The following is a 23,537-nucleotide window of genomic DNA, read 5'->3' as shown; positions in this document are numbered from 1 at the left end:
TTTGTTGTTCCTGATATCGCTGATGCTCATATTTCTGGCCGCGGGTTTTGCACTTCTGCTTGCAATGCCTGCAGATCTGCGGAAGAACAGGGCAGTCGCTGCAATATTCAGTTTCATTCCTCTTCTTCTAGGCATTTACATGCTCGTGTCATTCAATTACGGCAATCCCGGGTATCAGTTCTCAGAGCATTACACGTGGATTAGCACCTCATATTTCAGGATAAGCTACGCCGTCGGAGTGGATGGCATAGCACTGCCGATGGTTTTTCTCACTCTCCTTGTCTCCTTCCTGGTTGTTCTGTTCTCCTGGGACGTTGAGCACAGGTCAAATCAGTATTTCTCCATGATTCTGCTGGTCGAAACTGGAGTCCTGGGTGTCTTTACAACGCTCAATTACTTCATCTTCTACATCTTCTGGGAAGTGGTTCTCGTCCCGATGTATTTCATAATACTGATCTGGGGCTCTCAGAAGCGGATATACAGCGCCACAAAATTCTTCATATATACACACGCGTCGAGTCTTGTAATGCTTCTCTCCTTCTTTGCTCTTTATTTTGAATATCACAGCTTCTACCCTGCAAAACCGTTTACATTCTCAATTACAAAGATTGCCGCGGTCTCGCCTCTCTTCCCCCTCTATTTTCAGGTAATAGTGTTTCTGGGCCTGTTCTTCGGTTTCATCGTAAAGATGCCTGTTTTCCCGTTCCATACTTGGCTTCCCGATGCGCATACAGATGCGCCCACGGGGGGAAGCGTCCTGCTAGCATCCCTCCTGCTCAAGATGGGCTCGTACGGGCTGATACGTATCGCTGTGCCCACCCTGCCTTATGGTGCAAAATACTTCGAATATCTGATCGTCGTCCTTGCAGTGATAAGCATACTCTACGGTGCATGGGTCAGCATGGCGCAGAAGGATCTGAAGCGGATGATCGCAAACTCATCCATAAGTCATATGGGCCTTGTTCTCCTTGCTATAGCAGCCGCAATTTTTACGCTGAATCCAAAAACCGGGCAGATTAATCCGCTGGGTATAACAGTTGCTGATTTCCAGATGTTCTCCCACGGGCTCATCACCGCAGTGCTATTCATGTCGGCAGGCGTCATTCAGCATCATGCCGGAACGAGAGATATGAGCAAACTCGGCGGTCTGGCAAGAAAAATGCCGACGCTAGCCACCCTGATGATGGGAGGCTTCCTCGCGTCGCTTGGAATGCCGGGTATGATAGGGTTTGCTGCGGAATTCAGCGTATTCTACGTCACATATCTCAGTTTCGGCCTGCTGCTCATCATACCGATATTTACTGTGGTGCTTACGGCAGGATACTATGTCTGGTCCATGCAGAAGACGATATTCGGCCCGGATTCAAAGGAGATATCCATGAATGATATACATGACGGCAACTGGTTCGAGTCCTTTCCGATGGCCGTACTGCTTCTGATTATTGTTGTCTTCGGAATACTCCCGTGGTTCATGTTCAATCCGATCAACATTGCAGTCGCTCATTACTACTCAATGATGGCAGGTGCACTGAAATGATACAGTTCTTCGCATCAGGCATGTCTCCATTAATCGTTATGGTCGCAGGCGCAGTAATTGCCGCAGCACTTTCGTTTTATGTCAGCAACAGGACGGTTGCGGGTGTGTCCCTGGCCACTATTGCTGCAACATTCCTCCTGCTCTTCCTCATCCTCTTCGATGTGATTCCTGTCAACCAGAATTTCGGCAATGTCATGGTGGAAGACGATTTCGCCGTCGTCTTTCAGCTCATATTCCTTACAGTGGGACTCCTTTCAATGCTCCCCTCGGTTCGCTATATACAGTCTGACAGAAACCAGGGTGAATACTACAGCCTGCTGCTGATTTCAGTGGCAGGTATGATGGTGATCAGCGCCGCGACCGACCTGATTACCCTGTTTGTGGGCATTGCGCTCACCGGTCTCGCAAGTGCATCCATCTCCGCGTTCAGGAAGAAGGACAGGACTGGAATCGAAGCGGCTATGAAATTCTACATCATCAGTGCGCTTTCAGCGGCACTCGCTCTTTATGGCATTTCCCTTCTCTACGGCATAACCCACACTCTCCAGCTTTCCGCGCTGGCTACTTCCCTGCAGTCCATTTCCTCGCAGAGTCCGTATTTTCCGACCGCCATGATTGCGCTTGTCATGATAATTGCCGGCTTCGGATTCGAGGTTGCGATTGTACCGTTCCACATGTGGGCACCGGACGTCTACGAGGGAACGCCCACACCGGTCTCCAGTCTGCTCTCGTCAGGAACGAAGAAGGCCGGTCTGGCGGCAATTTTCAAGATATTCATTGTCGCGCTTATTGCTTTCAGAGCCGAATGGGCTCCCATATTCGGCATACTTGCCATCCTCACAATGACAGTGGGGAATGTTGTTGCACTCCAGCAGAAGAGTTTCAAGAGAATGCTTGCTTATTCCAGCATAGGACAGGCGGGCTACATCCTCATAACACTGCCTGTTTTTGCTGCCGCGTACGGTGATCCGGGCATCTATGGTTCCAGTCTGCAGATCTTCTCCATCTCCTCAGGAATATTTCAGATTCTTACCCATGCCATTGCGACCGCAGGCGCATTCGCCATCGTTGCGCTCATGTCATCGAGTGTAGGCGGCGTAGCCGTTGACGATTTCAGGGGTCTCTTCAGGAACAACAAGCTCATCTCCTTTTCAATGACGTTCTACCTTCTCTCGCTGCTGGGTATCCCGCTTCTTGCCGGATTCGACAGCAAGCTGCTGATATTTTCAAGCGCTGTGGGAGCATCCATAATACCCGGTTATTCTTGGGTCATCTGGCTTGCAGTTTTCGGAATAATGAACAGCGCTGTATCGCTGATCTATTATGTAAGGGTGATAAGAAACATGTTCAGCGACACAGAATCGCCTCCACCCAGGTACTCCCTTGGAATTCCGGGTTCAGCATCCCTGCTGATAGCACTGATGGCTGTCGTGCTCATAGGCATATATCCGGGTCCCGTGATTGCTGTCTGCAACAGTGCTGCAAGGGCACTGCTTTCGCTGCTCTGAACCGCAGTGCCATTCCGAACATGCCAAACAGTTTTCCGGCAAACGGCTGAATCAGCCGGCGAATAGGTTAAATATGGCAACCTTTTAGGCAATTATTACAAGAGGATTGGTTAGTTTTGGCTGATCAGACCGGGAATGATGCTGCGAAGGGCGATTTCCATTTCATAGTTCATATAGCGAACACTGATCTGGACGGAAACAAGAAGTCCGTTGTTGCCTTGATGAAGATAAAAGGTCTCGGAAAGCGTATTGCTGAACGGGTGGCCATATCCGCAGGCATTGACAGGAACGTCAAGCTCGGCTCATACCCTGAATCCAAGTATGCAGAAATAGAAGAGGCAATAAATTCAATCGCAAGTAACTTCCCGGGCTGGATGGTAAACCGGCCAAGCGAATTTGAAACCGGGGAAAGCAGGCATGCCATAGGTACCGAAGTTGACCTTGCGGTCAGGGAAGACATCAACCGCATGAAAATGATTCGCTGTTACAAGGGAATAAGGCATGAGACAGGACAGAAAGTCAGGGGACAGCGGACGCGTTCCAACGGAAGGACAGGTCTGACGATGGGTGTGACCAGGGTCGCTGCCGCGCCTGCCGCGGGTGCCGGCGGAGAGAAGGCGGCCGCTGAAGCCGCGCCTGGACAGTCTGCAACCGCGGGCAAGGCTGCCAAAACCGCTGCGCCAGCCGCAAAGTCCGCCGCTCCTGCCAAAACGCCTGCCAAGCCAGCTTCAAAGGAGAAGGCCAGCTGAGCCAATTTTAAGGTGAATTAATGGGAGATCCAAAGTTTCCGGTCAGAAAATATGACAGGCCTTCCCATCCGTGGGAAGGGGAGAGAATTAAGAGGGAGAGCAATCTCGTTTTCAAGTACGGACTGAAGAACAAGAAGGAGTTATGGAAGGCCCAGTCTTTCCTCAGGGAAGTGAGAAGACAGTCCAGATCTCTTCAGGCGCGCAACAGGGCCGGAGACGAACAGGCACGGAAGGAAACAGAGCTTCTTCTGGCAAAATGCAAGAGGCTCGGTCTTGTCAACGAGACAGCAGATCTCAACGATCTGCTTCTGATAAACATAGAAGAGGTCCTGTCCAGAAGACTTCAGACGATTATACTCAAGAAGGGAATGGCAAGAAGCGTGGAACAGGCGAGACAGTTTATTGTTCACGGTCATATAAGCATGCAGTCGAGACGGTTGACCGTTCCGGGATATATGGTCAAGATAGGGGAGGACGAATCTATCGCTTATTCACCCACATCCCCGATATCCGGCGACATGCATCCGATGCGCCCTGCACCAGATTTTGTCGGTGTCCTGAAGGAGAAGAGACCGGACAGGGAAGAAGGAAGGAACTCGAAGTTTTCGAGACGCCGGTCATTCGTTCCTCCTGTGGTGCAGAAGGTCGTGAAGAAGGAGATAAAGAAGGATGTGGTGCTGAAGGAAGCGGTTGAGGCGGTGGAGGTAAAAGAGGATGTTCCCCTGCAGGATGCTGTGCCTGATGACACGGAGGCGGACAAATGAAGATAGGCATTGCGAATATTTTCGCAAGCTACAACAATATTCTCATAACTGTCACCGACATAACAGGCGCTGAAACAATTGCTAAATGTACCGGAGGCATGGTTGTCAAGGCAGCCAAGGATGAGTCCTCCCCGTATGCCGCAATGCGCGCCGCAGAGCGGGTTGCTGAGCAGATCAAGGAGAAGGGCATCGATACGGTGCATGTCAGGGTAAGGGCCCCCGGCGGAAACAAATCAGCATCACCCGGACCCGGTGCGCAGGCGGCAATCAGAGCACTCGCTAGAGCGGGACTCAAGATTGGGCGAATAGAGGATGTTACCCCTGTTCCGCATGACGGCACAAAGAAGAAGGGCGGAAGACGTGGCAGAAGGGTCTGAACGGGTGCTCAGATGGATATAGAATTCAGGGAAGTAAAGGACAATTTCATTCGCTTTGTAGTCTCGGATGCGAATCCTCAGCAGGTAAATGCGCTGCGGAGAACGCTTCTCTCAGAAGTGCCGAAAATGGCTGTCAACAATGTGGAGTTTCATCTCGGTCCTATAATGGGTGAAGACGGCACAGAGTACGAGAGTGTCACTCCACTGTTCGATGAAATGATAGCTCACAGACTCGGCCTCATACCTCTTCCAACCTACCTGGATGAGTTCAATTTCAGGAATGAATGCACCTGCAAGGGTGAAGGCTGCCCCAGCTGCACTGTTATGTATTCGCTGAACAAGAAGGGGCCATGCACCGTTTATTCCGGAGATCTGGAACCTCTGGGAAGCGAAAAGTACCGCGTAAAGGATGAATTCATACCAATTGTCAAACTCGGCCCGAAACAGGCAGTCCTGGTTTATGCAACCGCTGAACTTGGTACAGGTAAACAGCATGCGAGGTTTCAGGCAGTCCAGTCGCCCGGTTACAGGTACTATCCGAGCGTCAAGTTCAATTATGACAGGCTGGACCTGGACAAGTTCGATACGGGCTGCTGCCCGGTGAACATACTTGAAAAGCGGGCATCCAGCATCGTTGTTACAGATATCGAAAAGTGCACGCTCTGCAAAGCCTGCGTTGAGGCAGCACCCAGGGGGGCTGTCGAAGTCACCGGCGACGAATCCCGATTTGTCATGCAGTTTGAGACGGACGGCTCACTGACCGCGTCTGAGGCGCTTATCAAATCAATAGAGATACTCGAAAAGAAATCATCGGATCTCGCGGAAAAGCTGAGTGCCGTCTGATATTTCCAGCACCTTTCCGGCAATATCGTTCATGTCCGTTGTGTTCAGGTATGCTGTCGCGCTGTATATTATCGACCTGTCCCTTGTATTGACTGCGATGCCGCGTCCGGTCCGGATGAATACAGAGCGATCGCTCGCGCTGTCCCCTATGTGCAGTATGCCTTCCAGCTCCACTTTCCTGGCGCGGCAGAACTTGTCAAGCCAGGCCAGCTTGTCAGGCGCTGCGGATTCAGCTCTCCGGATGGTTTTTCCGTCGACCTTCTGGCTGGAGCAGATATACCCCTCGAAGCCAAATCTGCCGGAGTACCATTTACAAACGTATTCAGGGTTATGTGTCAGGAGAAAAGAGCCGATGCCTTCTGACTTCAGCCGCTCTACTCCCTCAGCGATGTTATCGATGAGAGGGACCCTCTCCAGCATTCCTGCAATATCATCAACCGTCCTGCCCGCCGCCAGATTCAGCAGATTGTTCAGGTGTTCCCTTTCATCTATCCTTCCGCTCCTGTAAAGGCGCGTTGAACGGAGGTAATCATCCTTTTTCCCAAGCATTTCCGCAATGTAATACCATCCATGACCGACTGTCAGAGTACCGTCGATGTCAAAAGTCACTATTTCCGGTCGCATCTCAATCACGCAGGTAGCCGGATTCCCGACGGCTGATGTCAATCTGCCGTCTGTTCGAACTCAGTCAGCTTCAGTGTCCTGACGCTGTCGCTTTCAAACAGGCTCTTCATCGAACTCTCAATGAGCTCGATCCTCTGGATTGTGTATTGGGGAAGATCGAACCTCCTCACAATCTCCTTCGTGAGTTCCAGATACTTTTTGACACTGGCCTCATGGACAGTCAGTGTCAGTTCGTGGCCGCAATAGCATTTTCCCCTGAGTGGCATCCTCCTGTATTTCGATCCGCATTTGGTGCATCTGAGCTCCTGAGCTGAAAAACTTTTCAGATTCCCTATCATGTCGGGAAGGAAATGCTTTGTTATCACCCTGTAGGCAACATCCCCGGCATCAACGGCCCTGATTTTTCTTGCAAGTTCAAGCTGTGCCCATAATTTATCTTCCATTGTTTCCAGGGTACTGTATACGGATCCCCTGGGTCCTTCCGATATGTCGGCGGTGTCGTTGGTAAAGCCGAATCCCTCGTACTGTCTTTCGCTGAATATCCTGGGGCCCACAGTGTCCATGATGGCCTCCACCTCCTTTGGCCTGGCGAAGCGCTCGGTTGCCTCAAAAAATTCAAGAGGGTATTCTTTCAGCAAGTCGATATTGTGCGCCTCCTTGTCTATTTCATTCGGATCTATCCTCAATGAAAGGACGAGCGGTGCATCCATGAGCCCTCCCCGTGTTTCGGGAAGATACGATCTTGAGAAGTTGAGAATCGCGTCCATCAGCAGAATCACCGAGTCTTCATCCCCGTCGGCATTTCTCCTCTTTGCAGCATGGAAAAATGGATGGCCATAGCCGGCGTTTGTTTCTGTAAAACCAATTATTCTGCACAATATTCCGCCGGAAGTATGCGGTGCCAGTCCAACCGCGAGCTGCCCTATCAGATCCCATTTGCTGTTCAGCTTGTAGTATGGCTGCTGGCCATAGAGCCTGACAAGTTCATCATCTACAAAGTCAGCCACTCTTTTCATGTAGTCTGCAAATTTTACTGAAGGCACTATGTCCTGCACCATCAGCTCGCATAGCTGGTTGGAAGATGCCAGTTCCCTGCCTTCTGCATCCATTGTGTACCCAAGCTTCTTCGCACGCTCGACACTAAGCCCAATCTCAGCGGGTCTGAAATGGGTCAGCGGAACATCCGTCATGTCGAACCGGACAGTGCCGTCCCTGAAAACGTTTACGCCGTGCTTCGCCCTGAGAATGCCCTTCTCCACAGGTTCCGGCGTTCTGGCCGCTGAAATCAGCCCCTGTACGCCTTTCATATCGCTGTATCGGCTCTCTCCAATTCTGCCCGCGGCATCTTCCAGCACTGACCGTATGTTGACTCTGAAAGTCGCAGACTTCCCCCTCGAGTATGTATGCGCCCCGCACCTGCATAGCGACAGAAATGTCGTTGAGCCGCAAGACGGGCAGATTCTCTGATTCATCTCAACCGAAAATTCACCTTTCTGCGCAGCAGTCGAGAACAGCCGCTGCATCCCTCCCTCGTGCCCCAGGGGAAAGAGGACATGAGGTGAGGGTTTCATTTTTCTTTCAGCAGCTTTTTCGGGCCGTGCCATTCTGGAGCCTATTCTCGTTATAGCCCTGGGCATAATCCTGATTCCGGCAAGGTATGAAACGGTCTCGATTGCATTTGAAAACAGTCCGGGCTGTCTGATTCTCCTGAGCGTTCCTTCCGCCGGTTCAAGGCCGAGGCACAGGAGCAGGGGTTTCGCATATTTTTCTATTATGATCTCTTTTCCCTTAATCCTGTGCAGCGCACCCAGCTTCTCGAGCAGCGATTTTTCGGAGGTAAGTGGAAGATGCAGCTCATCATTCAGAAATATACCGCTGCCTGAGACGTATTCAATCAGACGGAACAGCTCTTCCATCGTCAGGTCACTCCAGAAAAGATTGTAAGCAGGATGCAGCGGTACATTGTGTCCGATGGAGGTCGCCAGAGCCTCTTCCCACGACTGTTCCCTCCAGTTCGGCGGCAGCTTCCCGAGTCTGTTTCTGAGCAGCGCCCTGTGCCATTCGAGCGAATAACCCGCCGGAACCAGCGGGTGGTTGTTCTCCAGGAATTCGCCAAATGGTATGACTATCTCCCCTATGTCTATGATTTCCTTAACTTCCTTCAGGGAATCCAGGGCTTCATGAGTGGTGTTGAGCTGCACAACGTCGCCATTTTTCATCAGAACTATTGGTCCCTCCGCCTCGGTGCACGGCGTCACTGCTCCCGCTTTTCCCGGTCTTTCCAGCTTGATCTGCGTACCTATGGCTATAAAGCTGTCAAGAACAAACATTGTAGCGGGATTTATTGCAACAGCGCTTAGCCCGGTTGTGCGTGTTCTTCCGTATCTGAGCCTGAATCCTCCTATCCTTGAAGGGTGGCAGAATATGGGTCTTCCCGCCACCATATCTTTCACATACTTCTCGTTTGGTGCTATCCTGACCTCCCCGTCATCTATGTCGGTCGCCTTGCCTGTTATTTTCTCCAGGAAATTCCAACCATCCAGTTTGAGATTCCCGACATGCTTCATTATCTTCGATGCTTTCTGGCACAAACCGTCCGCAATTACAATGCACGCGCCGCCCCTGAGTCTGTTGGTGCCTGTCCTCGGGAGATCGCGATAACCCGCAACCTCCACGTCTTCCGTGCCCTCGCCATCTATGCACACCGGACAGTTCATTACTATTATCTCCGTCTCTTCAGGCGATGGAAGATACTGAAGGTGCTGGGTCTGCTTGTATAGCGGAATTTCCTCCTTGAATCTTTCAACCTCCTCCTCTGTTGGAACATATCTGCCGATGCCCAGTTCTCTTCTTACCACATCTGCAATAAGCACGCTCATGGCCTGCCCTGTGCCGCCTGCAGAACGTATGGGGCCTGAAAAATAAAGCGTCACGTAGCTCCCGGTCCCGCCCTCTGCCGATATTTTTACACCGGCAATACCCTCCAGCGGTGCCACGAGTATGCCCTCTGTGAGTATCGCCAGACCAACCCTGACTGCACGCTCCAGAAGTTCGAGTTTTGTACCCGATCCCTCGTTTGCTATTTCCTTCGCAATTATAAGCGAGAGTTCTTCCCTGTTGTAGTTTTCAGCGAGCTTCCTGATTTTTGCTGCAATCCCTTTCACATTGTAATCCGATAGAAGCTCCTCAACCCGGGCAGCCATATCCTCCGCAAGGGGTATTTCCACTTTCTCCTCGGTATCAATACCAGTGATACGTGCCCTCGACGTAATATCGTAACATTTTCTCGCCTCTTCTTCGAGACGCGCAAAATATTCCCTCACCCTCGTGCTCATGGCAATTTCAGGCATCGTTTACCAGCAACTGTTACTCAGACTGATTGGCATGGGTACTGAGTATTAATCCTTTCTTTAATGGCCGTCTGGCGGTTACCGGAATCCTGTGTTACAGCCATTCAGCGCAGGAACTCACCGCAGGAGACGCAGACAATCGATTTTCTGCTGATCTTCGTGCCGCAATTTCTGCATTTTATGAGTTCTCCATCTGTCTCATCGGCTTCATAGGCAACGTTTGCAGGATCCTGCGTCACTGAAGTATCGTGTTTTCCGGAGGCAACCTTCTCAATCTTCATTGAAGATAGCCTTATCTGGATTCTGTCTGTATCGGCCTCCCTTACCACAGGTCTCCTGGTCTGAGATGCCATGTAAGGACCGGTCGTCCCGGAAACACCGGAGACTCCAATTCTTCCGGTGCTGGCCCCACCCTCCGGCACGCCGCCCGAAAACTGCATTTCCGTTTCCCGAATTTCATCCTGTTTGCTGTCCTGCAGCCTCCGGCGCGAAGTTTCAGGCGACGCAGTCTCTGCATTCCCGCGTCTCATCTCTTCATCCGGATCGAGCAGTACCACCTCGCTCCTGAATCTGTTCATCTCGCTCATATCGAGTTCCCGGTCAAGTTCGACTCTGAGAACCTTGATTGCGCCCTGTATAGTTGAAAAGCTTTCACCCTTTTCTGCATTAAGACCTATTTCCTCGAGTATCTTGATGGCATTGGCGTACTCTACAGTAAGCCTGTCAACCTCCTTTTTCAGTGTAAATGCTGCGCTCCTCAAGTCTGGCTCTTCGCCCAGACGACCACCTTCTTTGCCTGTGTTCTGTAATCCGCCCCTGATAATACTAAAGTATTCCCAACAGGTTTCTAAAGTTGATAATCAAATTTCAGCCGGCAAGCGTCCTTCTCACTGCTTCCAGAAGGTCATCCACCCCTTGACCCGTCACAGATGAAAAATGAAGGCCTTCCACCTCACTGACGTTGCTGTCCAGATCAGCCTTGCTGTAGGCAACAATTGTTCTCCTGGACCCAAATGCCTTTTCGAGTTCAGTGAAAAGAGCATGCTGATCCTTCAAACTACACCCGCAGCTCCCTGTGGGATCTATGATATAGAGCATAAGCCTTGCCTTGTGTTTTATGGCAAGCAGCGCCTTCTTCTCGTACTGGTTTCCGGTTACGAAGGCACGTTCTGTGAGTCCAGGTATGTCAACAAAGGTTATGTCCGTGTATGCCACGATCCTGTGGCCCACCACAAGTTCCGTTGTTGTGAATGGATAGGGTTCAACTCTAGTCCTGGCGCCAGAGATATATGATACGAATCTGCTTTTGCCAACATTGGGGAATCCTGCGACAACAACTATGTTTTCCCCCTCAATGTCTGGTATTTCTGCAAGCCTGGCCGAAGCCGTGGCAAGCATACTGAGATCTTCGTCCACGCCCTTGATCAGGGAAGCGGTCCTTCCATAGGCGCCTTCCCTGGCCTTTCTCATTTCAGAGGTGGTGGACGATTTTGCCACTTCCCTGGCGGCCCTGTTCACCACAGTAACAACGTTATTTTTGCATCCATGCACGGATGCAATCGCCTTTTTCAGTGTACCGACACCTACAAGCAGATCCGCCAACTCGTACTCGAAAGTGTTTTCTTCGAATGAAGGGAAGCCTGTCACATATTCGGAGAACAGTCTATCCGCCCGTTCGCCGATCGTGTGCAGTTTGTTTATATTTCTCTTTCTGATCTTCGTAAGCGCATTTGTTCCGCTTCCCTGCGCCTTTGAGGCGGCTGAAAAGAGGTAATCTATTATTTCGCCTGCATTCATCACTCTTGGAAGTTTCATTTCTATCCTGCCCAGGCCGTCATCTGCTCAAATGCTTATCGGCAGCGCAATCAAGTATTTTTGTCTCTTCCGCCATCCTGTCTCATGAAAATGTACAGAAACAGCAGCCGTTACTCGCTGAGACCCAGGTTTGACCTTTTCTTCAACGGAGAGCTCATCTGGACCCAGGAAGAATACGAGTCTATTTCATCCGGGGACAGGCGATCGGTTGAATTCAGGCGGACAGTTCTGAGGATAAACGACCGCTTTTTGAAGCTTACAGGCAGCAGCGGAATTGATTTCGACGACGATCTTGTCATAAAGGAGGGGGAGGAATACAGCAATGCTGCTGCCATATACAGGAATAAGGTCCGTCTTTCCGAAGAACAGCTTGTGAACAGATGGAAGAGCCCTAGCGTCGCCGCCGATTCACTCCTGATTCACAACAACATGATTCTGCTTGTCAGAAGGGCCCACGACCCTTACAAGGGCTTTTATGCACTGCCCGGAGGTATACTGGATGAACATGAAACGCTTGAACAATGCGCTCTGCGTGAACTCTTTGAGGAAACAGGTATCCGAGGGAAAATAAACAGGTTGCTCACGATATGCAGCAATCCTGACCGGGATCCGCGCGTGAGGATGGTCAGTGCCGTTTATCTTGTTGACCTGAAAGGAGGCAGCATCAGGGCCGGCGACGATGCATCCTCGGCATCCTTTTTTCCCGTCACTTCCATTCCGCCTCTTGCATTCGATCATGGAAAGGTTGTCACTGAATACCTGGAGTCGCTGAACGTCAGACAGCGGGAATAAATTCATCTCCGTTGTGATAAAACGGCAAAAAAACCATCTTCTCGTGTGTGCTATCTATGCTGAAACCGTTCCTTATGTCCTCCTTTCTGCCTTCGGAGGTTTCCGCCGCAAGGAAATAATATTCTATGTCGCCCCTGGCGTCGCTGCTGTTCCTTGTGCACCTGAGGTGCTCGATGTCATTGAATGAAAAGGTCGTTGAATAAACAGGGTTATATGCAGTCATGTGCGCTCCCATCTCTATAAGGTCGCGAGGATTAAGATCCGCGGAAGGCACATATACAAACATTCTGCCACCGTTGCCCTCCTTTATGAAATTCCTGAGATTGCCATGTGCTTCATTCCCAGCGTCATCCAGATTGAAAGAGCAGAAAAATCTCCAGAACGGTATGTAAACTCTTTTTCCTTCCGTTACGTTGCCAAACTTGGCTATCTCGACATCCACAACCGATTTTTCCCCTATCTCATGCAGACTCTTGCATGAGGAACAGTAAGCCAGTATCTCGCCCCTTTCGAGTTTTGTGCTCTTTCCGCACCTGGGGCAGCGTTCCGAGACGGGATTCATACCGTTACTCTCCTTGTATTCCTGGAACGGCTGTGATGAGGCGTCCTGAGCAGGTAGCGGAGGCTGTTGATAACCGCAAAAAGTGCAATACCTGAAGTCATCAGCCCAAGGCCGGGGCCATGGAATGATGTCGCGGTGAAGAGCACTGCACCGGAAGCAGCGAGACCTGAGCATGCAAGTGCAATGGCAGTTTCGTGCATGAGTCCTTCATTCATCTTCTGAACATCAGGCTGGTTCATCAGCTCTCCGGTTATGCCGTCTATCGTGAGTGCATGCTCCCCTCTCCCGGTCCGGAATCTCACTATCCATGCCGGGTACATTATTATTGTCTGCGAAACAATCGAAACCTTCAGTTGCCTGCTGTCTGTGTATTCCGGATGGCGCACCGAGAGCTCCCTGTGCATGACCTGCTCCGTGTGCTCCCTGACATTCTCGGGCCTGATTGTCAGGCCAAGGGAGGGAAAGTGTCTTTCAGGGGATATCACCGCCTCAGATCCGTTTACATCGGAAGGCTCTCCGATATACTCCACATTTTCATAAGCCGGCAGTCGGAATTTCTTAGTCATGTTCACAGGCAATACGGTTTCCGATTCACCGTTTCCCGAACAGGTCCATCCGGATATTCTGGCTGTTATCCCCCATAACGGAAGACAGACGGGAAATACTTCACTGATATCAAATGTGTTTCTGAATCTGTTCGGGCAGAATTTGGACATGATGATGCTCACCGCACGGGATCTTGCATCATCTGCGCCGATGTTGTATGAGTATGTTAGGATGAAAGACCCTGAACTGTCACGTGGAAGTCTGAACGCCGTGCTGCAATTGGGGCAGGTCGTAACCGGATCAAAATCATCAAAGTAAATGGGTGTGCCGCATTCGACACAGCCGCTCTTGGACATCATTCTATTCCTTCCTCCTGTTTGTGTAGAAGGCAATTCCGGCCGCAGTCACGCCTATTGCAGCAAGTGCGTAAACGATACCGAAAAATGCTATGAATCCTTCCGCAAAAATTATTGCAAAACTCCCAGCTGCAAGCGGAATTGGATTTTTTCTTTCTACTTCGACGTTCAGATCACCGTAAACACTGCCATTGTATGCGTCAACCGTGATGGTGTTGAGTTTCCCGCGGTAGACGTACTGTGTAATCCAGAAAGGGTAAAAAAGAAGTTGCCTCGATCCGGGATCCACTGAAAGTATCTGTATGTATGCCTGCGGATCAGTGTTTGGCATCTGGAAATCGGATATGTCTGTGTCTGCAGTTACCTGTGTCTTCTGGGTGCCGGCAGGATCTATTTGCCTGATTCCGGGTTGTATGGACGGTATTCCGCTGACGACGACCTCCGTGTCGTTTCCCGTCCTGTCTTTCCCGTATATGTATAAGGGAAGGTGCTTTAACGACATTCTTGCCAGCTCGATGTTTCTCGAGAACTCTCTTCCTCCTTTTACATCGGAGGCCCACTCATGGATTCTTCGTATGGCTTCGGATTCTTTCAGTTTTGCCTCTGCATAAGAAGGAACGTAAGAGCCGGTACCATCAAAGAGATAGAGCGTCCTGCAGTGATTGCAGATGTTATATTTCTTCCCGCCGTCATCATCGGAAGGCGCACTACATGAAGGGCATCTAATGGTCGACATTCGTACTTCATCCTCTGTTTGTTTCAGCCGGTAGATTGCTTCCCGTCCGGAAAAACAATCATTCCACTCTGTCAGACATATCGTCATACAATTATTTAAAATTCTCACATGAAGGTGAGGCGGAACTTAACATTGAAAGTGGGGCATGCATTGTAATCCCGTTTTGAGCAGTCCTGTCAAATGATCTACCGCACTGACGACAATTCTCCCCAAGTAAATCAATGACTAGAGCTTTGAGACTGCAAATCATATTCCGCGTCTTCAACTGCCATACCTTCTGATTTGGTTAATATCTTAATCATAAACTTTACTTACAGACGAACTTCTTGTTAATGCAGGTGTTTTTCTGAAAAACTGGCGGATAGTGGAATTTGGTTCTCCGGTCGGGTTGAAGCTGGCAGACAGTGCCGCTGAACATCCGGGTGAGGGTACCGTAAAGGTGCGGGTGGCAATAACTGCAGTCAATCATATCGACAGGCTTGTTATCGGCGGCCGTTTCAAATGGGTTCCTCTTCCACGTATTCCGGGATCGGAATACGTCGGTACTGTAGAAGAAATCGGCAGTGGTGTCAAGGGCATCTTTCCAGGGGACAGGGTTGCGGTTTTTCCGAAGATGTTCTGTGGCAACTGTCGTTATTGCCTGGCTGACCAGGAAAGTGTCTGTTTAAGCGGCTGGAATCCTGATCATGCGCCGGTAGATCTTTCAACAAACATGCTCCCTCTTTCCATGAATGGCGGATGGGCGGAAGAAACGCTGATACCTGCAAGAAACGTTGTCACTCTTCCCGACGACCTTTCGTTCGATAGCGCTTTTGCTGTTCCTTTGAGCGGAATGACAGCGTGGCATATGGTTGAAAGAGCCAGGCCGAACAGTGGCGAAAACGCAGTTGTAATGGGCTCGACAGGTGGAATAGGTCTGTTCGCAATCCAGATATTGAAGCTGGGGGGCTGCAACGTAATGGCTGTTGTCAACGATTCTGCAAGAGTTTATGAGCTACAAAAACTCGGAGCCGATGCTGTTTGCATTACATCAGAGGACAACTTTGCCGATTGTGTCAGAGATTTTGCAGGTAAAATCGGACCGGATATTGTAATAGATTTTCTGGGTCAGTCTACATTCCAGCAGAGTTTTTCAATCCTTGCCCCGGGCGGCAGATATGCGACATGCGGGACCATGACGGGTCCGGGTTCAGAGATAAGCCTCCTGCGACTCTATTCGAGACAAATTGAGCTCGTCGGCTCCACTACAGGTTCGATCAGGGACCTGCGAGCTGCGCTTCAAGCCTCTTCGGAAGGTAAAATCAAGACGGTTGTCGATTCTGAATTCGCATTCGACTGTATGCCTCAGGCCCTGGACAGGCATTCGAAAAGAGGAAAATTCGGCAAAGTGAAGGTTGTCGTTTCCAGATGAAATTTCATTTGTTTGTCGCTTCATCATGCTTTCCGTCTTCAATGTGTTTCTATATAGTCTATAACGTGCTTCTTAGTCTAAGAGCGAACGAGCTATCTATCCGCCAGTTCTCATTTCCCTCCGGGAGAACATGAATAAAAAGGCAAAAACTGAGTCGGAAGGAGAAGGAACCGCAGACCCCCGGGACGCAGGATCTCCGAGTCCCTTCAGACCGCTTGATGAATCCAGCGTAAAAAAGTATCATCTGAAGACGATACTCATTGCGGGTATGGGATTTTTTACAGACGCATACGATCTGTTTGTGATAGGTGTGATTGTTGCGATGTTCGGTTTCTTCACGCCCTTTCCAATACCTCATTCCCTTTTCACATTCCCGCTGCTTGGGAAGACTGCAGTTGTTTCAGGAATTGAACTGATAAGCGCAGCGGCTATATTCGGAGCTGCTGTTGGGCCGTTTATATTCGGCAGACTCGGTGATCTGTTCGGCAGAAAGACCGTGTATGGCATAGAAATGATCATACTCGTCCTTGGTGCCATAGCATCGAGCATTGCATGGAGTTTCATCTCACTTGTCGCATTCCGCCTCATTCTGGGTTTAGGCATCGGCGGCGACTACCCAATGTCCGCAACCATAATGAGTGAATATTCAAACGTAAAGAGCCGTGGAAAGCTTATTGCAACTGTTTTTGCAATGCAGGGATTCGGTCTCATCTCCGGTATAGTTCTCGGTATTGGTCTACTTGCTTCATTTCCGACCTCGCTTGATCTTGTATGGAGGCTGCTTCTTCTGGCCGGAGCGATACCTGCCATTTCAGTCTATTACTTCAGGAGGAGAATGCCTGAGACGCCCAGATACACATACCTGGTGAAGGGAAACAAGGAAGAGGCAGAAAAAGTGATTTCCAATCTTACAGGAAAGAGCGTCAAAGGAAAGGACATCAGGGGGCGCGAAGGAACGTATTTCAGTCTCCTTTCATCATATCTTCCTCTTGTTGTGGGGACAGCTCTCAGCTGGTTCCTTTTCGACATATCATTCTATGGCACATCAATATACACTCCAACGCTTCTGAATTCACTGAGCCTGCTTTATTCGCCCGGTCTGTCTCACGTCCAGCATCTGCTCATTGCTGAAGAATACACTGCAGTAGTTGACATTCTGTTTACTATTCCAGGCTACTGGATCGCAGTCGCCACAATTGACAGAGTGGGAAGAAAAACACTGCAGTTTGTAGGGTTTTCTGTAATGGCTATTGCCTTCGCGGTGCTCGGACTCGACCCTTCGCTGATATCGCTGGGCCTTCCGTTTGTCGGAATATACGGTCTGACGTTCCTCTTCGGCAACATCGGGCCAAACACAACAACATTTGTTATACCGGCAGAGTCCTTTCCGACCAGATTCAGGGGAACGGGCCATGGAATAGCGGCGGGTGCAGGTAAACTCGGCGCTGCGCTGAGTGTTCTGACCTTTGGAACACTCACAATTGTCCTGCACGACTCCGGAATGATGCTGCTCCTTTCGGCTGTCGCCATAATGGGAGTCGCTGTTACCACTCTCTTCATAAAGGAGACAAACCAGGCGACGCTGGAACAGGCATCAGGTGAATGGGCCCCGACAGGCACGACAGAGTAAATGCCGCGCAACCCGGCAGACGAACATTAAACATCTTAACTCTTTTATTTCTTTTCCGAATTATTCGGCTTTCAGGTCCAGTCCTTGAGCGAAAAGATCGACTTGCATTTGATAACTTTGCCGAGTCCCTTCCTGCCTGCAATTCTGAACAGGAGTGAGAGCATCCAGTCATTGCTGAATGAGAAGTGTGCATAGCCCATCATTCTCCTTGCTGTCTCCAGATCCCTTCCGACCGCAGCTCTCCATTTTTTCTCATATTCCACAAGTGCGGTCCCTTTGTTGATGCTGTCTCCTATTACCCTGCCTGCGATCCTTCCACATATCATAGCGACGCATATTCCGCCACCGTTCGTAGCCATTACGTGTCCTGCGGCATCTCCGACAAGCAGCACGTTTCCGTCCACTGTCCTCTTCAGCGGTCCTGCCATGGGCACCCATCCGCCGGCGATGATCTGTCTCGGTTTCGTATTGAATTTTCTGCCTATCTCCTCGATAAAGTCCCTTGCATAGAAACCAACCTTTCTTTTTGTCAGGTTAGGATCGGCTCCGAGTCCAACGTTGGCTCCACCATTTTTCGGAATAATCCAAGCATATCCGGCTGGAGCAGCATTGCCGAAGTACATGTATACAGTGTCCCCGAACTCACCGTTCATCGTTGTTGACATTGCAGGGTAAAGCAGCTTCGGTGACTCAATCCCTATCTCCTTCCTCACGGTGGAAAACGGACCGTCAGCTCCAACGATGACCTTTGCTTCAAAGGTCCCCCTGGAAGTGACCACCCTGTTTCGGCCGTCAAACTTCTGAAATTTTGTGTCTGTCATCAATTCGGCGCCTGCCTTCACAGCTTTTTCGGCAAGGTATTTGTCAAAATCTCTTCTTTCTGTAGAATAGCCTGAAAAATTTATGTCATAGTCTCTGCCGCCCGGAGAGACCATCCGTATTATTGAAGTGGGCTTAGATACGACCCGTGCAGGTACATCGAAGAGTTCAGAAGGTTCGTCCACTTCGGAAAAGAGCCTGTGAATCTCCTCTGTTTTTGGCATAAACTCCCCGCACTGAACAGGCCATCCTATCTCCCTTCTGCTGTCGATGAATAAAACACTGAGTCCGCTCCTTGCCGCATACTCTGCTGCAGAACTCCCTCCAGGACCCGCTCCCACAACGACAACATCGTATTTCCGCATTTGAGCATCACCTATGCATTGCTCAAGTCGGACGGATGATTTAGAAAAGAAATTACCCTGTATCGAAGAACCAAGGGATCTACCTCACTCTGCTGATGATGGAACCGGAGAGCTTTATTAACGCATCCTTGTGGGCAGACGGTTTTAGTCTTTTCAGACTTTCATTAGCCAATTTAGCATACTTTTCTGCAATCCCGAGAGATTCCGGCACACATCCGCTTCCCCTTATCATCTCTATTGCACTCTCAATGAGTTCCCTGGGTTTGTTCTTCTTGGCTATGACATCCGCAAGCAGTTTTTTGTCGACGCCATTATTCATCGCCAGTATCAGCGGCAATGTCATATTCCCTTCTTTTATGTCGTTTCCGACGCTCTTTCCAAGGGTGTCGGCATCTGATGTTATGTCCAGGATGTCGTCAATTATCTGAAAAGCAATTCCCACGTTGGTACCAAAGTATCCCAGTGCCTCAATTTCGTCATCAGTTCCACCACCATGGAAAGCTCCTAGCTGTGCACTTGCTGAAAATACAGAGGCAGTCTTTCCGCTTATGATGTTTACGTACTCATTCATCGGTACCGATGGATTGTTTCTCCACTGCTCCTGTAGCATTTCCCCTTCTGCAAGTTTTTCATATGCTTCAGCCGCTATTCTAATGGATTCGGGGCTGAGAAATTGACCATACTTGAATCCTTGTACGAACATGAAATCACCTGCAACCAGCGCATTGTGAACGCCATACTTCCTGTATGCTGTGACTTTTCCCCTCCTCTGTTCTCCTTCATCAGTTATGTCGTCATGTATGAGAGTTGCACTGTGAATGAGCTCCACAGCCACAGCAGCGTCGACTGCCGAGTGCAGTTTACTGTCTCCGCCGCCTACCGCCTTGTACGCGAGTATGCATATCGCGGGCCTGATCCGTTTGCCGCCGGCGGCTATCACATGCATTGCAATTTCGGTCAGCGCAGGGCTTTCAGATCTAACGCTCTTCTTGAGGGTATCCTCCACGAGTTTTAGCTCCTTCGCGACGCCGAAGTCAACGGCAACGTAATCGTTCATAATAATGACACTTTTCATCAACTACATTAATCTTATCTGTTACTCTCTGGAGTGGATTAGATGGAAGCCGGGAAGATACAACCCTTGTCTACGCTCTACCCGACACGGATAAACAAAAGTAATCAGTCACCTGATGAATTTCGGTGTGGCACGCGTCGATAAATTGATTATGGTAGGGGCAAGACTGAAATTATCTGATGTGATAAGTATGACAGAGGGATTATAAGTCGATAAAGAGAAGTCACATAATGCGATTCCGAGCAGAACCCATCGCGCTTCTCGTCGGTAAGGTGGAGTCGAGGAAAGGAGTTCGCTGATAAATGCGAATTGAAGAAAGTGCTGGAAAACCCCCTAATATCCTCTACGTTGACGACGAGTTCGCAATGCGTGATTCGTTCAAACAGTTCATGGAACTGCAGTTCGACATCAAGGTAACAGTAGTTTCGTCTCCTGATGAGGCTATTGAAGCAATGGGAAGGGAAGAGTTTGACGCAATTGTTTCAGACTATCAGATGCCTGAAGTGGATGGTATTCAATTTCTCAAAGAACTGAGAAAATCCAGCAGCATTCCCTTCATTCTTTTCACGGGTAAAGGAAGAGAAGAAATTGTTATTGAAGCACTTAACAGCGGTGCTGATTACTACATGCAGAAGGGTGGAAATCCGATCGCGCTTTTTGCTGAACTTCACCATTATATAATACTCGCAGTTGAGAGGAAGCGGCGGGAGGAACAGCTCGCACTTGCGAATGAAAGAATGGAATCGATAATCAGGAATACTTCCGATGCGTTTGCTTTTTTCGATCTCGACGGAAAGATTGTTTCTGTCAACAACGCATTTGAGAAAATCTACGGCTGGTCCGCGGAAGAGGCCATTGGGAAGGGGTTACTGATGGTGCCTCCCGACTGCATTGATGAAGCGAAGGGGAAGTTTCAGGAGCTTTTAACCACACGGAAGACGGTCAGCTATATCGGACGCAGAATGCGCAAAAACGGCGAATTATTTGAAATGAGCATGACAATCACCCCGGTGAAGAATTCAAAGGGCGAAATCGTAGGTATCGCCGGCATCGGACGGGATGTTACCGAACTTACAAGAGCACTGGAGATAAATGCAAGGCAGAGAGAGGAATTGAAGGTTACGATTGCAAGCATAGGCGACGGTGTAATTGCGACGGACACGCATGGGAGGATCACCGTAATCAACGGCATAGCTTCAAAACTCACAGGCTACACTGAAGAAGAAGCGATTGGAAGACCTGTGAATGAGATATTCAATATAATAAATGAGGAAACAAGAAAAAAAGTCAGCATACCTGTGGAAATCGTGATGTTGAAAGGAGAGATTGTCGGTCTCGCAAACCATACTGTTCTGATATCGAAAAATGGCAGGGAATACATGATAGAGGACTCCGCTGCGCCGATAAAGGACCAATCCGGGAAAATCAGCGGTATAGTGATGGTTTTCAAAGATGCCACTGAGGAAAAACTGACCGAAAGGAGAAGAAGAACACGGTATGCGGTGTCTCTTGCACTTGCGACGGAAAAATCCATGGAGGGAGCTTTCAAAAGTATTGCCGAAAACGTCTGCAGTCAGTTGAACTTCCAGTCTGGAGAAATATGGCTGCTCAGTCCTGAGGACGGCAGAATACACCTGGAAACGCGCGTGCCCGCAGACAAAGGCTCCGGTTCGGACCATGGGGAAACTTCTGTCAAGGCGGATCCCGAATCAGCAGCCGGATTGCTGATTACAGTATACAGAACTGGGAAACCTCTCTGGATCAGCGATTTGACGGCTGATCAGCCTGGTGTGGTCGTGAATGAAGCAAAACCTGCCGACGCCAGATCTGCATTTGGAGTTCCGCTCTCAAACAAGGGTAAAGTGGAGGGAGCGATGCTGTTCTTCAGCAGTTCACAGCTGGACGCGGACAGAAACACACTCAATACGATGGAGGATATAGGAAAGCAGATCGGTCTTTTCATAGGGAGAATAAGAGTTGAGGAGGAACTTAAAACACTGTTACACAACCTTGAATCTTTTATAATGAACACACCGCTTGTAATAATTGCCAGCAAGATCGACGGAACAATAGTTTCCGTCAATAACGCGTTCGAAGCAACATATGGCTGGAAGCGGGAAGAAATTGTCGGCAAATCGGTGGATTGTATTGTTCCGCCCGAATTACGTCAGGATGTGAAAGAGAAACTGAAGGCTGTCTCTTCCGGCAGCAGTTTTACGTATGAGGCTGCGAGACTGAGGAAGGACGGCACTCGCATTTACATGAGAATAACTGCTTCTCCTGTCGTGGACTCGAAAGGAAGAGTGATCAGCATGTCCAGCATCGCAAGAGACATCACAAAGGAAAGACTGGCCGATGCCGAAAACAGGCTCAACCACGAGGTAATGGAAAACCTCAAAGAAATGGTTGTGATCTCGGAACTGAACGACATCAATGAGCCCGTTGTGAAGTATGTTAACAGCGCATATGTCCGTACGATCGGCTATTCCAGAAACGAGGTGATTGGAAAGACACTCTGGGATCTTCAGGGTGATGCCGTTGATTCCGCTTCTCTGAACAGGATGTATGCCTCATACATCAGCGGGACACCCTACTCGGGCGAGGTTGTGAGCTACGGGACGGACGGAAAGGAGATCATTCTGGATACGAATTTCTTCCCAATGAAGAATAGTACGGATGGCGCTGTGGTCTGGGTTCTGATACAGAAGGACATAACCGATTCAGCTCTGTACCGTGAAAACCTGAAGAAGATAAACGACAAACTGAATCTCATGGAGACGATAAGCAGGCATGACATGATGAACCACATACAGGCGATAGAAGCCTATACGCGCATGGTTGTGGACTCCACAGTTGACAAAGGTCTTTCGGAGCGAACTGACAGAATAATCGGCATCACCGAAAGAATGAGGACACAGCTCCAAACGTTGAAGGAGCTGCAGTTTTCGGGAAGCCCCCGCTGGACGGACCCGAAGAAAACATTCATGGGCTGCATAGAATCGATGGATCTTGGAAGAATAGGTGTAAGCACGACGGGCCCGGATGTGGAAATCTTGGCCGATCCGCTCCTCGAACGGGCATTTTCCAATCTGATTGTCAACACAACTAAACACGGCGGACCAGTAAGGAGCATTGCCCTCAATGTTTCAGTGAAGGATAATTATCTGCTTATCGTGTATTCCGATGATGGTAGGGGAATACCTGACTCGATGAAAGAGTCCATTTTTTCCGGTGGTATGGACAGACAACCTCATGGGTTGAAATTGGTTAGTGACGTACTGAAAATTACAAATATCTCAATAAGCGAAAAAGGCACCCAGGGAAAAGGGGCTGTATTTGAATTTAAGGTTCCTTCGGGCAGTTACAGGTTTATTGATCTGGAAACAGAAAAGCGATCGGGTCTGGAAAATTAATCCGAATGGCATGGTCCTCATGTGACATTCTCCTCAGAACAAGTTCAGAATTTTCCTAGATGGAAGTAAGACAATAACCATGTCTTTGTATCGATACTTATGGCAAGTCACAAAAGTCTTGTGGAAAGTCTTTCCATCGATTCAGCAGAATGGTATCCACAGAACTTTTGAGTTATGCTATAAAAAACTACAATTTCGGGAGAGGAGGCGTGGCATGCTGTTCACCTTCGACATCATTGCCGGATTGTGTTCCCGCTTCCCTCCG

The 23,537-nt window shown here is 49.5% G+C and carries 19 protein-coding genes; 10 read left to right on the top strand and 9 right to left on the bottom strand.

Annotated elements, in window-relative coordinates; genetic code table 11:
* Positions 1-4: 4 nt before the first annotated feature.
* From KIS29_08010 to KIS29_07985, 6 genes are all read left to right on the top strand, one after another.
* Positions 5-1,537 carry a NuoM family protein gene (locus KIS29_08010; protein ID MBX8640262.1) on the top strand — a complete coding sequence of 511 codons (1,533 nt, stop codon included), beginning with the start codon at positions 5-7 and terminating at the stop codon, positions 1,535-1,537.
* Positions 1,534-3,045, top strand: a complete 1,512-nt coding sequence (locus KIS29_08005; protein MBX8640261.1) for an NADH-quinone oxidoreductase subunit N — start codon at positions 1,534-1,536, stop codon at positions 3,043-3,045. The genes KIS29_08010 and KIS29_08005 overlap by 4 nt, the downstream gene beginning before the upstream one ends.
* 116 nt (positions 3,046-3,161) lie before the next feature.
* Positions 3,162-3,794 (top strand): 30S ribosomal protein S13, encoded by a 633-nt coding sequence (locus KIS29_08000; protein MBX8640260.1) that lies wholly within the window; start codon positions 3,162-3,164, stop codon positions 3,792-3,794.
* A 20-nt stretch (positions 3,795-3,814) separates the two neighbouring features.
* Positions 3,815-4,558, top strand: coding sequence for a 30S ribosomal protein S4 (locus KIS29_07995; GenBank protein ID MBX8640259.1), 744 nt, complete (start codon positions 3,815-3,817; stop codon positions 4,556-4,558).
* On the top strand, positions 4,555-4,935 hold the full coding sequence (locus tag KIS29_07990; protein ID MBX8640258.1) for a 30S ribosomal protein S11: 381 nt from the start codon (positions 4,555-4,557) through the stop codon (positions 4,933-4,935). Before KIS29_07995 ends, KIS29_07990 begins: the two co-directional genes overlap by 4 nt.
* A 12-nt stretch (positions 4,936-4,947) precedes the next feature.
* Positions 4,948-5,778 carry a DNA-directed RNA polymerase subunit D gene (locus KIS29_07985; protein ID MBX8640257.1) on the top strand — a complete coding sequence of 277 codons (831 nt, stop codon included), beginning with the start codon at positions 4,948-4,950 and terminating at the stop codon, positions 5,776-5,778.
* Here KIS29_07985 and KIS29_07980 read toward each other — a convergent pair.
* The 4 genes from KIS29_07980 to KIS29_07965 all read right to left on the bottom strand — a co-directional run bounded on the left by KIS29_07980 (position 5,743) and on the right by KIS29_07965 (position 11,567).
* Positions 5,743-6,411 (bottom strand): HAD-IB family phosphatase, encoded by a 669-nt coding sequence (locus KIS29_07980; GenBank protein ID MBX8640256.1) that lies wholly within the window; start codon positions 6,409-6,411, stop codon positions 5,743-5,745. The two genes, KIS29_07985 and KIS29_07980, sit on opposite strands and share 36 nt — an antisense overlap.
* A 29-nt stretch (positions 6,412-6,440) precedes the next feature.
* Positions 6,441-9,752, bottom strand: coding sequence for a DNA polymerase II large subunit (locus KIS29_07975; protein MBX8640255.1), 3,312 nt, complete (start codon positions 9,750-9,752; stop codon positions 6,441-6,443).
* Positions 9,753-9,856: 104 nt separating this feature from the next.
* Complete coding sequence (locus tag KIS29_07970) at positions 9,857-10,513, bottom strand: hypothetical protein (GenBank protein MBX8640254.1); 657 nt, start codon at positions 10,511-10,513, stop codon at positions 9,857-9,859.
* A gap of 106 nt (positions 10,514-10,619) precedes the next feature.
* Positions 10,620-11,567, bottom strand: a complete 948-nt coding sequence (locus KIS29_07965) for a 50S ribosome-binding GTPase (GenBank protein ID MBX8640253.1) — start codon at positions 11,565-11,567, stop codon at positions 10,620-10,622.
* 90 nt (positions 11,568-11,657) lie between these two features.
* Between KIS29_07965 and KIS29_07960 the strand changes: the two genes are divergently transcribed.
* Positions 11,658-12,359 (top strand): NUDIX hydrolase, encoded by a 702-nt coding sequence (locus tag KIS29_07960; protein ID MBX8640252.1) that lies wholly within the window; start codon positions 11,658-11,660, stop codon positions 12,357-12,359.
* Here the strand turns inward: KIS29_07960 and KIS29_07955 are convergent.
* The 3 genes from KIS29_07955 to KIS29_07945 are packed head-to-tail and all read right to left on the bottom strand — an operon-like array spanning position 12,343 to position 14,559.
* A complete protein-coding gene (locus tag KIS29_07955; protein ID MBX8640251.1) occupies positions 12,343-12,921 on the bottom strand; it encodes a hypothetical protein in 579 nt (192 codons plus the stop codon). The genes KIS29_07960 and KIS29_07955 overlap by 17 nt on opposite strands.
* Positions 12,918-13,826 (bottom strand): hypothetical protein, encoded by a 909-nt coding sequence (locus tag KIS29_07950; protein ID MBX8640250.1) that lies wholly within the window; start codon positions 13,824-13,826, stop codon positions 12,918-12,920. Before KIS29_07950 ends, KIS29_07955 begins: the two co-directional genes overlap by 4 nt.
* A gap of 1 nt (position 13,827) precedes the next feature.
* Positions 13,828-14,559, bottom strand: coding sequence for a hypothetical protein (locus tag KIS29_07945; protein ID MBX8640249.1), 732 nt, complete (start codon positions 14,557-14,559; stop codon positions 13,828-13,830).
* Positions 14,560-14,923: 364 nt separating this feature from the next.
* Between KIS29_07945 and KIS29_07940 the strand changes: the two genes are divergently transcribed.
* Positions 14,924-15,970, top strand: a complete 1,047-nt coding sequence (locus KIS29_07940; protein MBX8640248.1) for a zinc-binding dehydrogenase — start codon at positions 14,924-14,926, stop codon at positions 15,968-15,970.
* Positions 15,971-16,100: 130 nt separating this feature from the next.
* On the top strand, positions 16,101-17,600 hold the full coding sequence (locus KIS29_07935) for an MFS transporter (GenBank protein ID MBX8640247.1): 1,500 nt from the start codon (positions 16,101-16,103) through the stop codon (positions 17,598-17,600).
* A gap of 71 nt (positions 17,601-17,671) precedes the next feature.
* Here the strand turns inward: KIS29_07935 and KIS29_07930 are convergent, their stop codons facing one another.
* Together KIS29_07930 and KIS29_07925 are read right to left on the bottom strand one after the other, a co-directional pair.
* Positions 17,672-18,784 (bottom strand): geranylgeranyl reductase family protein, encoded by a 1,113-nt coding sequence (locus tag KIS29_07930; GenBank protein ID MBX8640246.1) that lies wholly within the window; start codon positions 18,782-18,784, stop codon positions 17,672-17,674.
* A 79-nt stretch (positions 18,785-18,863) separates the two neighbouring features.
* Positions 18,864-19,841, bottom strand: coding sequence for a polyprenyl synthetase family protein (locus tag KIS29_07925; GenBank protein ID MBX8640245.1), 978 nt, complete (start codon positions 19,839-19,841; stop codon positions 18,864-18,866).
* A 320-nt stretch (positions 19,842-20,161) separates the two neighbouring features.
* Here KIS29_07925 and KIS29_07920 point away from each other — a divergent pair, with 320 nt between their 5' ends.
* Positions 20,162-23,272 (top strand): PAS domain S-box protein, encoded by a 3,111-nt coding sequence (locus tag KIS29_07920; GenBank protein ID MBX8640244.1) that lies wholly within the window; start codon positions 20,162-20,164, stop codon positions 23,270-23,272.
* Positions 23,273-23,537: the final 265 nt, after the last annotated feature.

Origin of the sequence: Candidatus Sysuiplasma jiujiangense (assembly GCA_019721075.1) — an archaeon.
In the GTDB taxonomy this organism is placed as follows: Archaea; Thermoplasmatota; Thermoplasmata; order Sysuiplasmatales; family Sysuiplasmataceae; genus Sysuiplasma; species Sysuiplasma jiujiangense.
The sequence above is the reverse complement of the archived record's forward strand: the minus strand, read 5'-3'. Positions and strand labels throughout refer to the sequence as shown.

Excerpts from the sequence above, each read along its gene's own strand:
- KIS29_07955 (MBX8640251.1), bottom strand. The coding sequence starts at position 12,921 with ATGAATCCCGTCTCGGAACGCTGCCCCAGGTGCGGAAAGAGCACAAAA.
- KIS29_07935 (MBX8640247.1), top strand. The coding sequence starts at position 16,101 with ATGAATAAAAAGGCAAAAACTGAGTCGGAAGGAGAAGGAACCGCAGAC.
- KIS29_07960 (MBX8640252.1), top strand. The coding sequence starts at position 11,658 with ATGTACAGAAACAGCAGCCGTTACTCGCTGAGACCCAGGTTTGACCTT.
- KIS29_07975 (MBX8640255.1), bottom strand. The coding sequence starts at position 9,752 with ATGCCTGAAATTGCCATGAGCACGAGGGTGAGGGAATATTTTGCGCGT.
- KIS29_07985 (MBX8640257.1), top strand. The coding sequence starts at position 4,948 with ATGGATATAGAATTCAGGGAAGTAAAGGACAATTTCATTCGCTTTGTA.
- KIS29_07950 (MBX8640250.1), bottom strand. The coding sequence starts at position 13,826 with ATGATGTCCAAGAGCGGCTGTGTCGAATGCGGCACACCCATTTACTTT.
- KIS29_07990 (MBX8640258.1), top strand. The coding sequence starts at position 4,555 with ATGAAGATAGGCATTGCGAATATTTTCGCAAGCTACAACAATATTCTC.
- KIS29_07925 (MBX8640245.1), bottom strand. The coding sequence starts at position 19,841 with ATGAACGATTACGTTGCCGTTGACTTCGGCGTCGCGAAGGAGCTAAAA.
- KIS29_07965 (MBX8640253.1), bottom strand. The coding sequence starts at position 11,567 with ATGAAACTTCCAAGAGTGATGAATGCAGGCGAAATAATAGATTACCTC.
- KIS29_07920 (MBX8640244.1), top strand. The coding sequence starts at position 20,162 with ATGCGAATTGAAGAAAGTGCTGGAAAACCCCCTAATATCCTCTACGTT.
- KIS29_07995 (MBX8640259.1), top strand. The coding sequence starts at position 3,815 with ATGGGAGATCCAAAGTTTCCGGTCAGAAAATATGACAGGCCTTCCCAT.
- KIS29_07930 (MBX8640246.1), bottom strand. The coding sequence starts at position 18,784 with ATGCGGAAATACGATGTTGTCGTTGTGGGAGCGGGTCCTGGAGGGAGT.
- KIS29_07945 (MBX8640249.1), bottom strand. The coding sequence starts at position 14,559 with ATGTCGACCATTAGATGCCCTTCATGTAGTGCGCCTTCCGATGATGAC.
- KIS29_08005 (MBX8640261.1), top strand. The coding sequence starts at position 1,534 with ATGATACAGTTCTTCGCATCAGGCATGTCTCCATTAATCGTTATGGTC.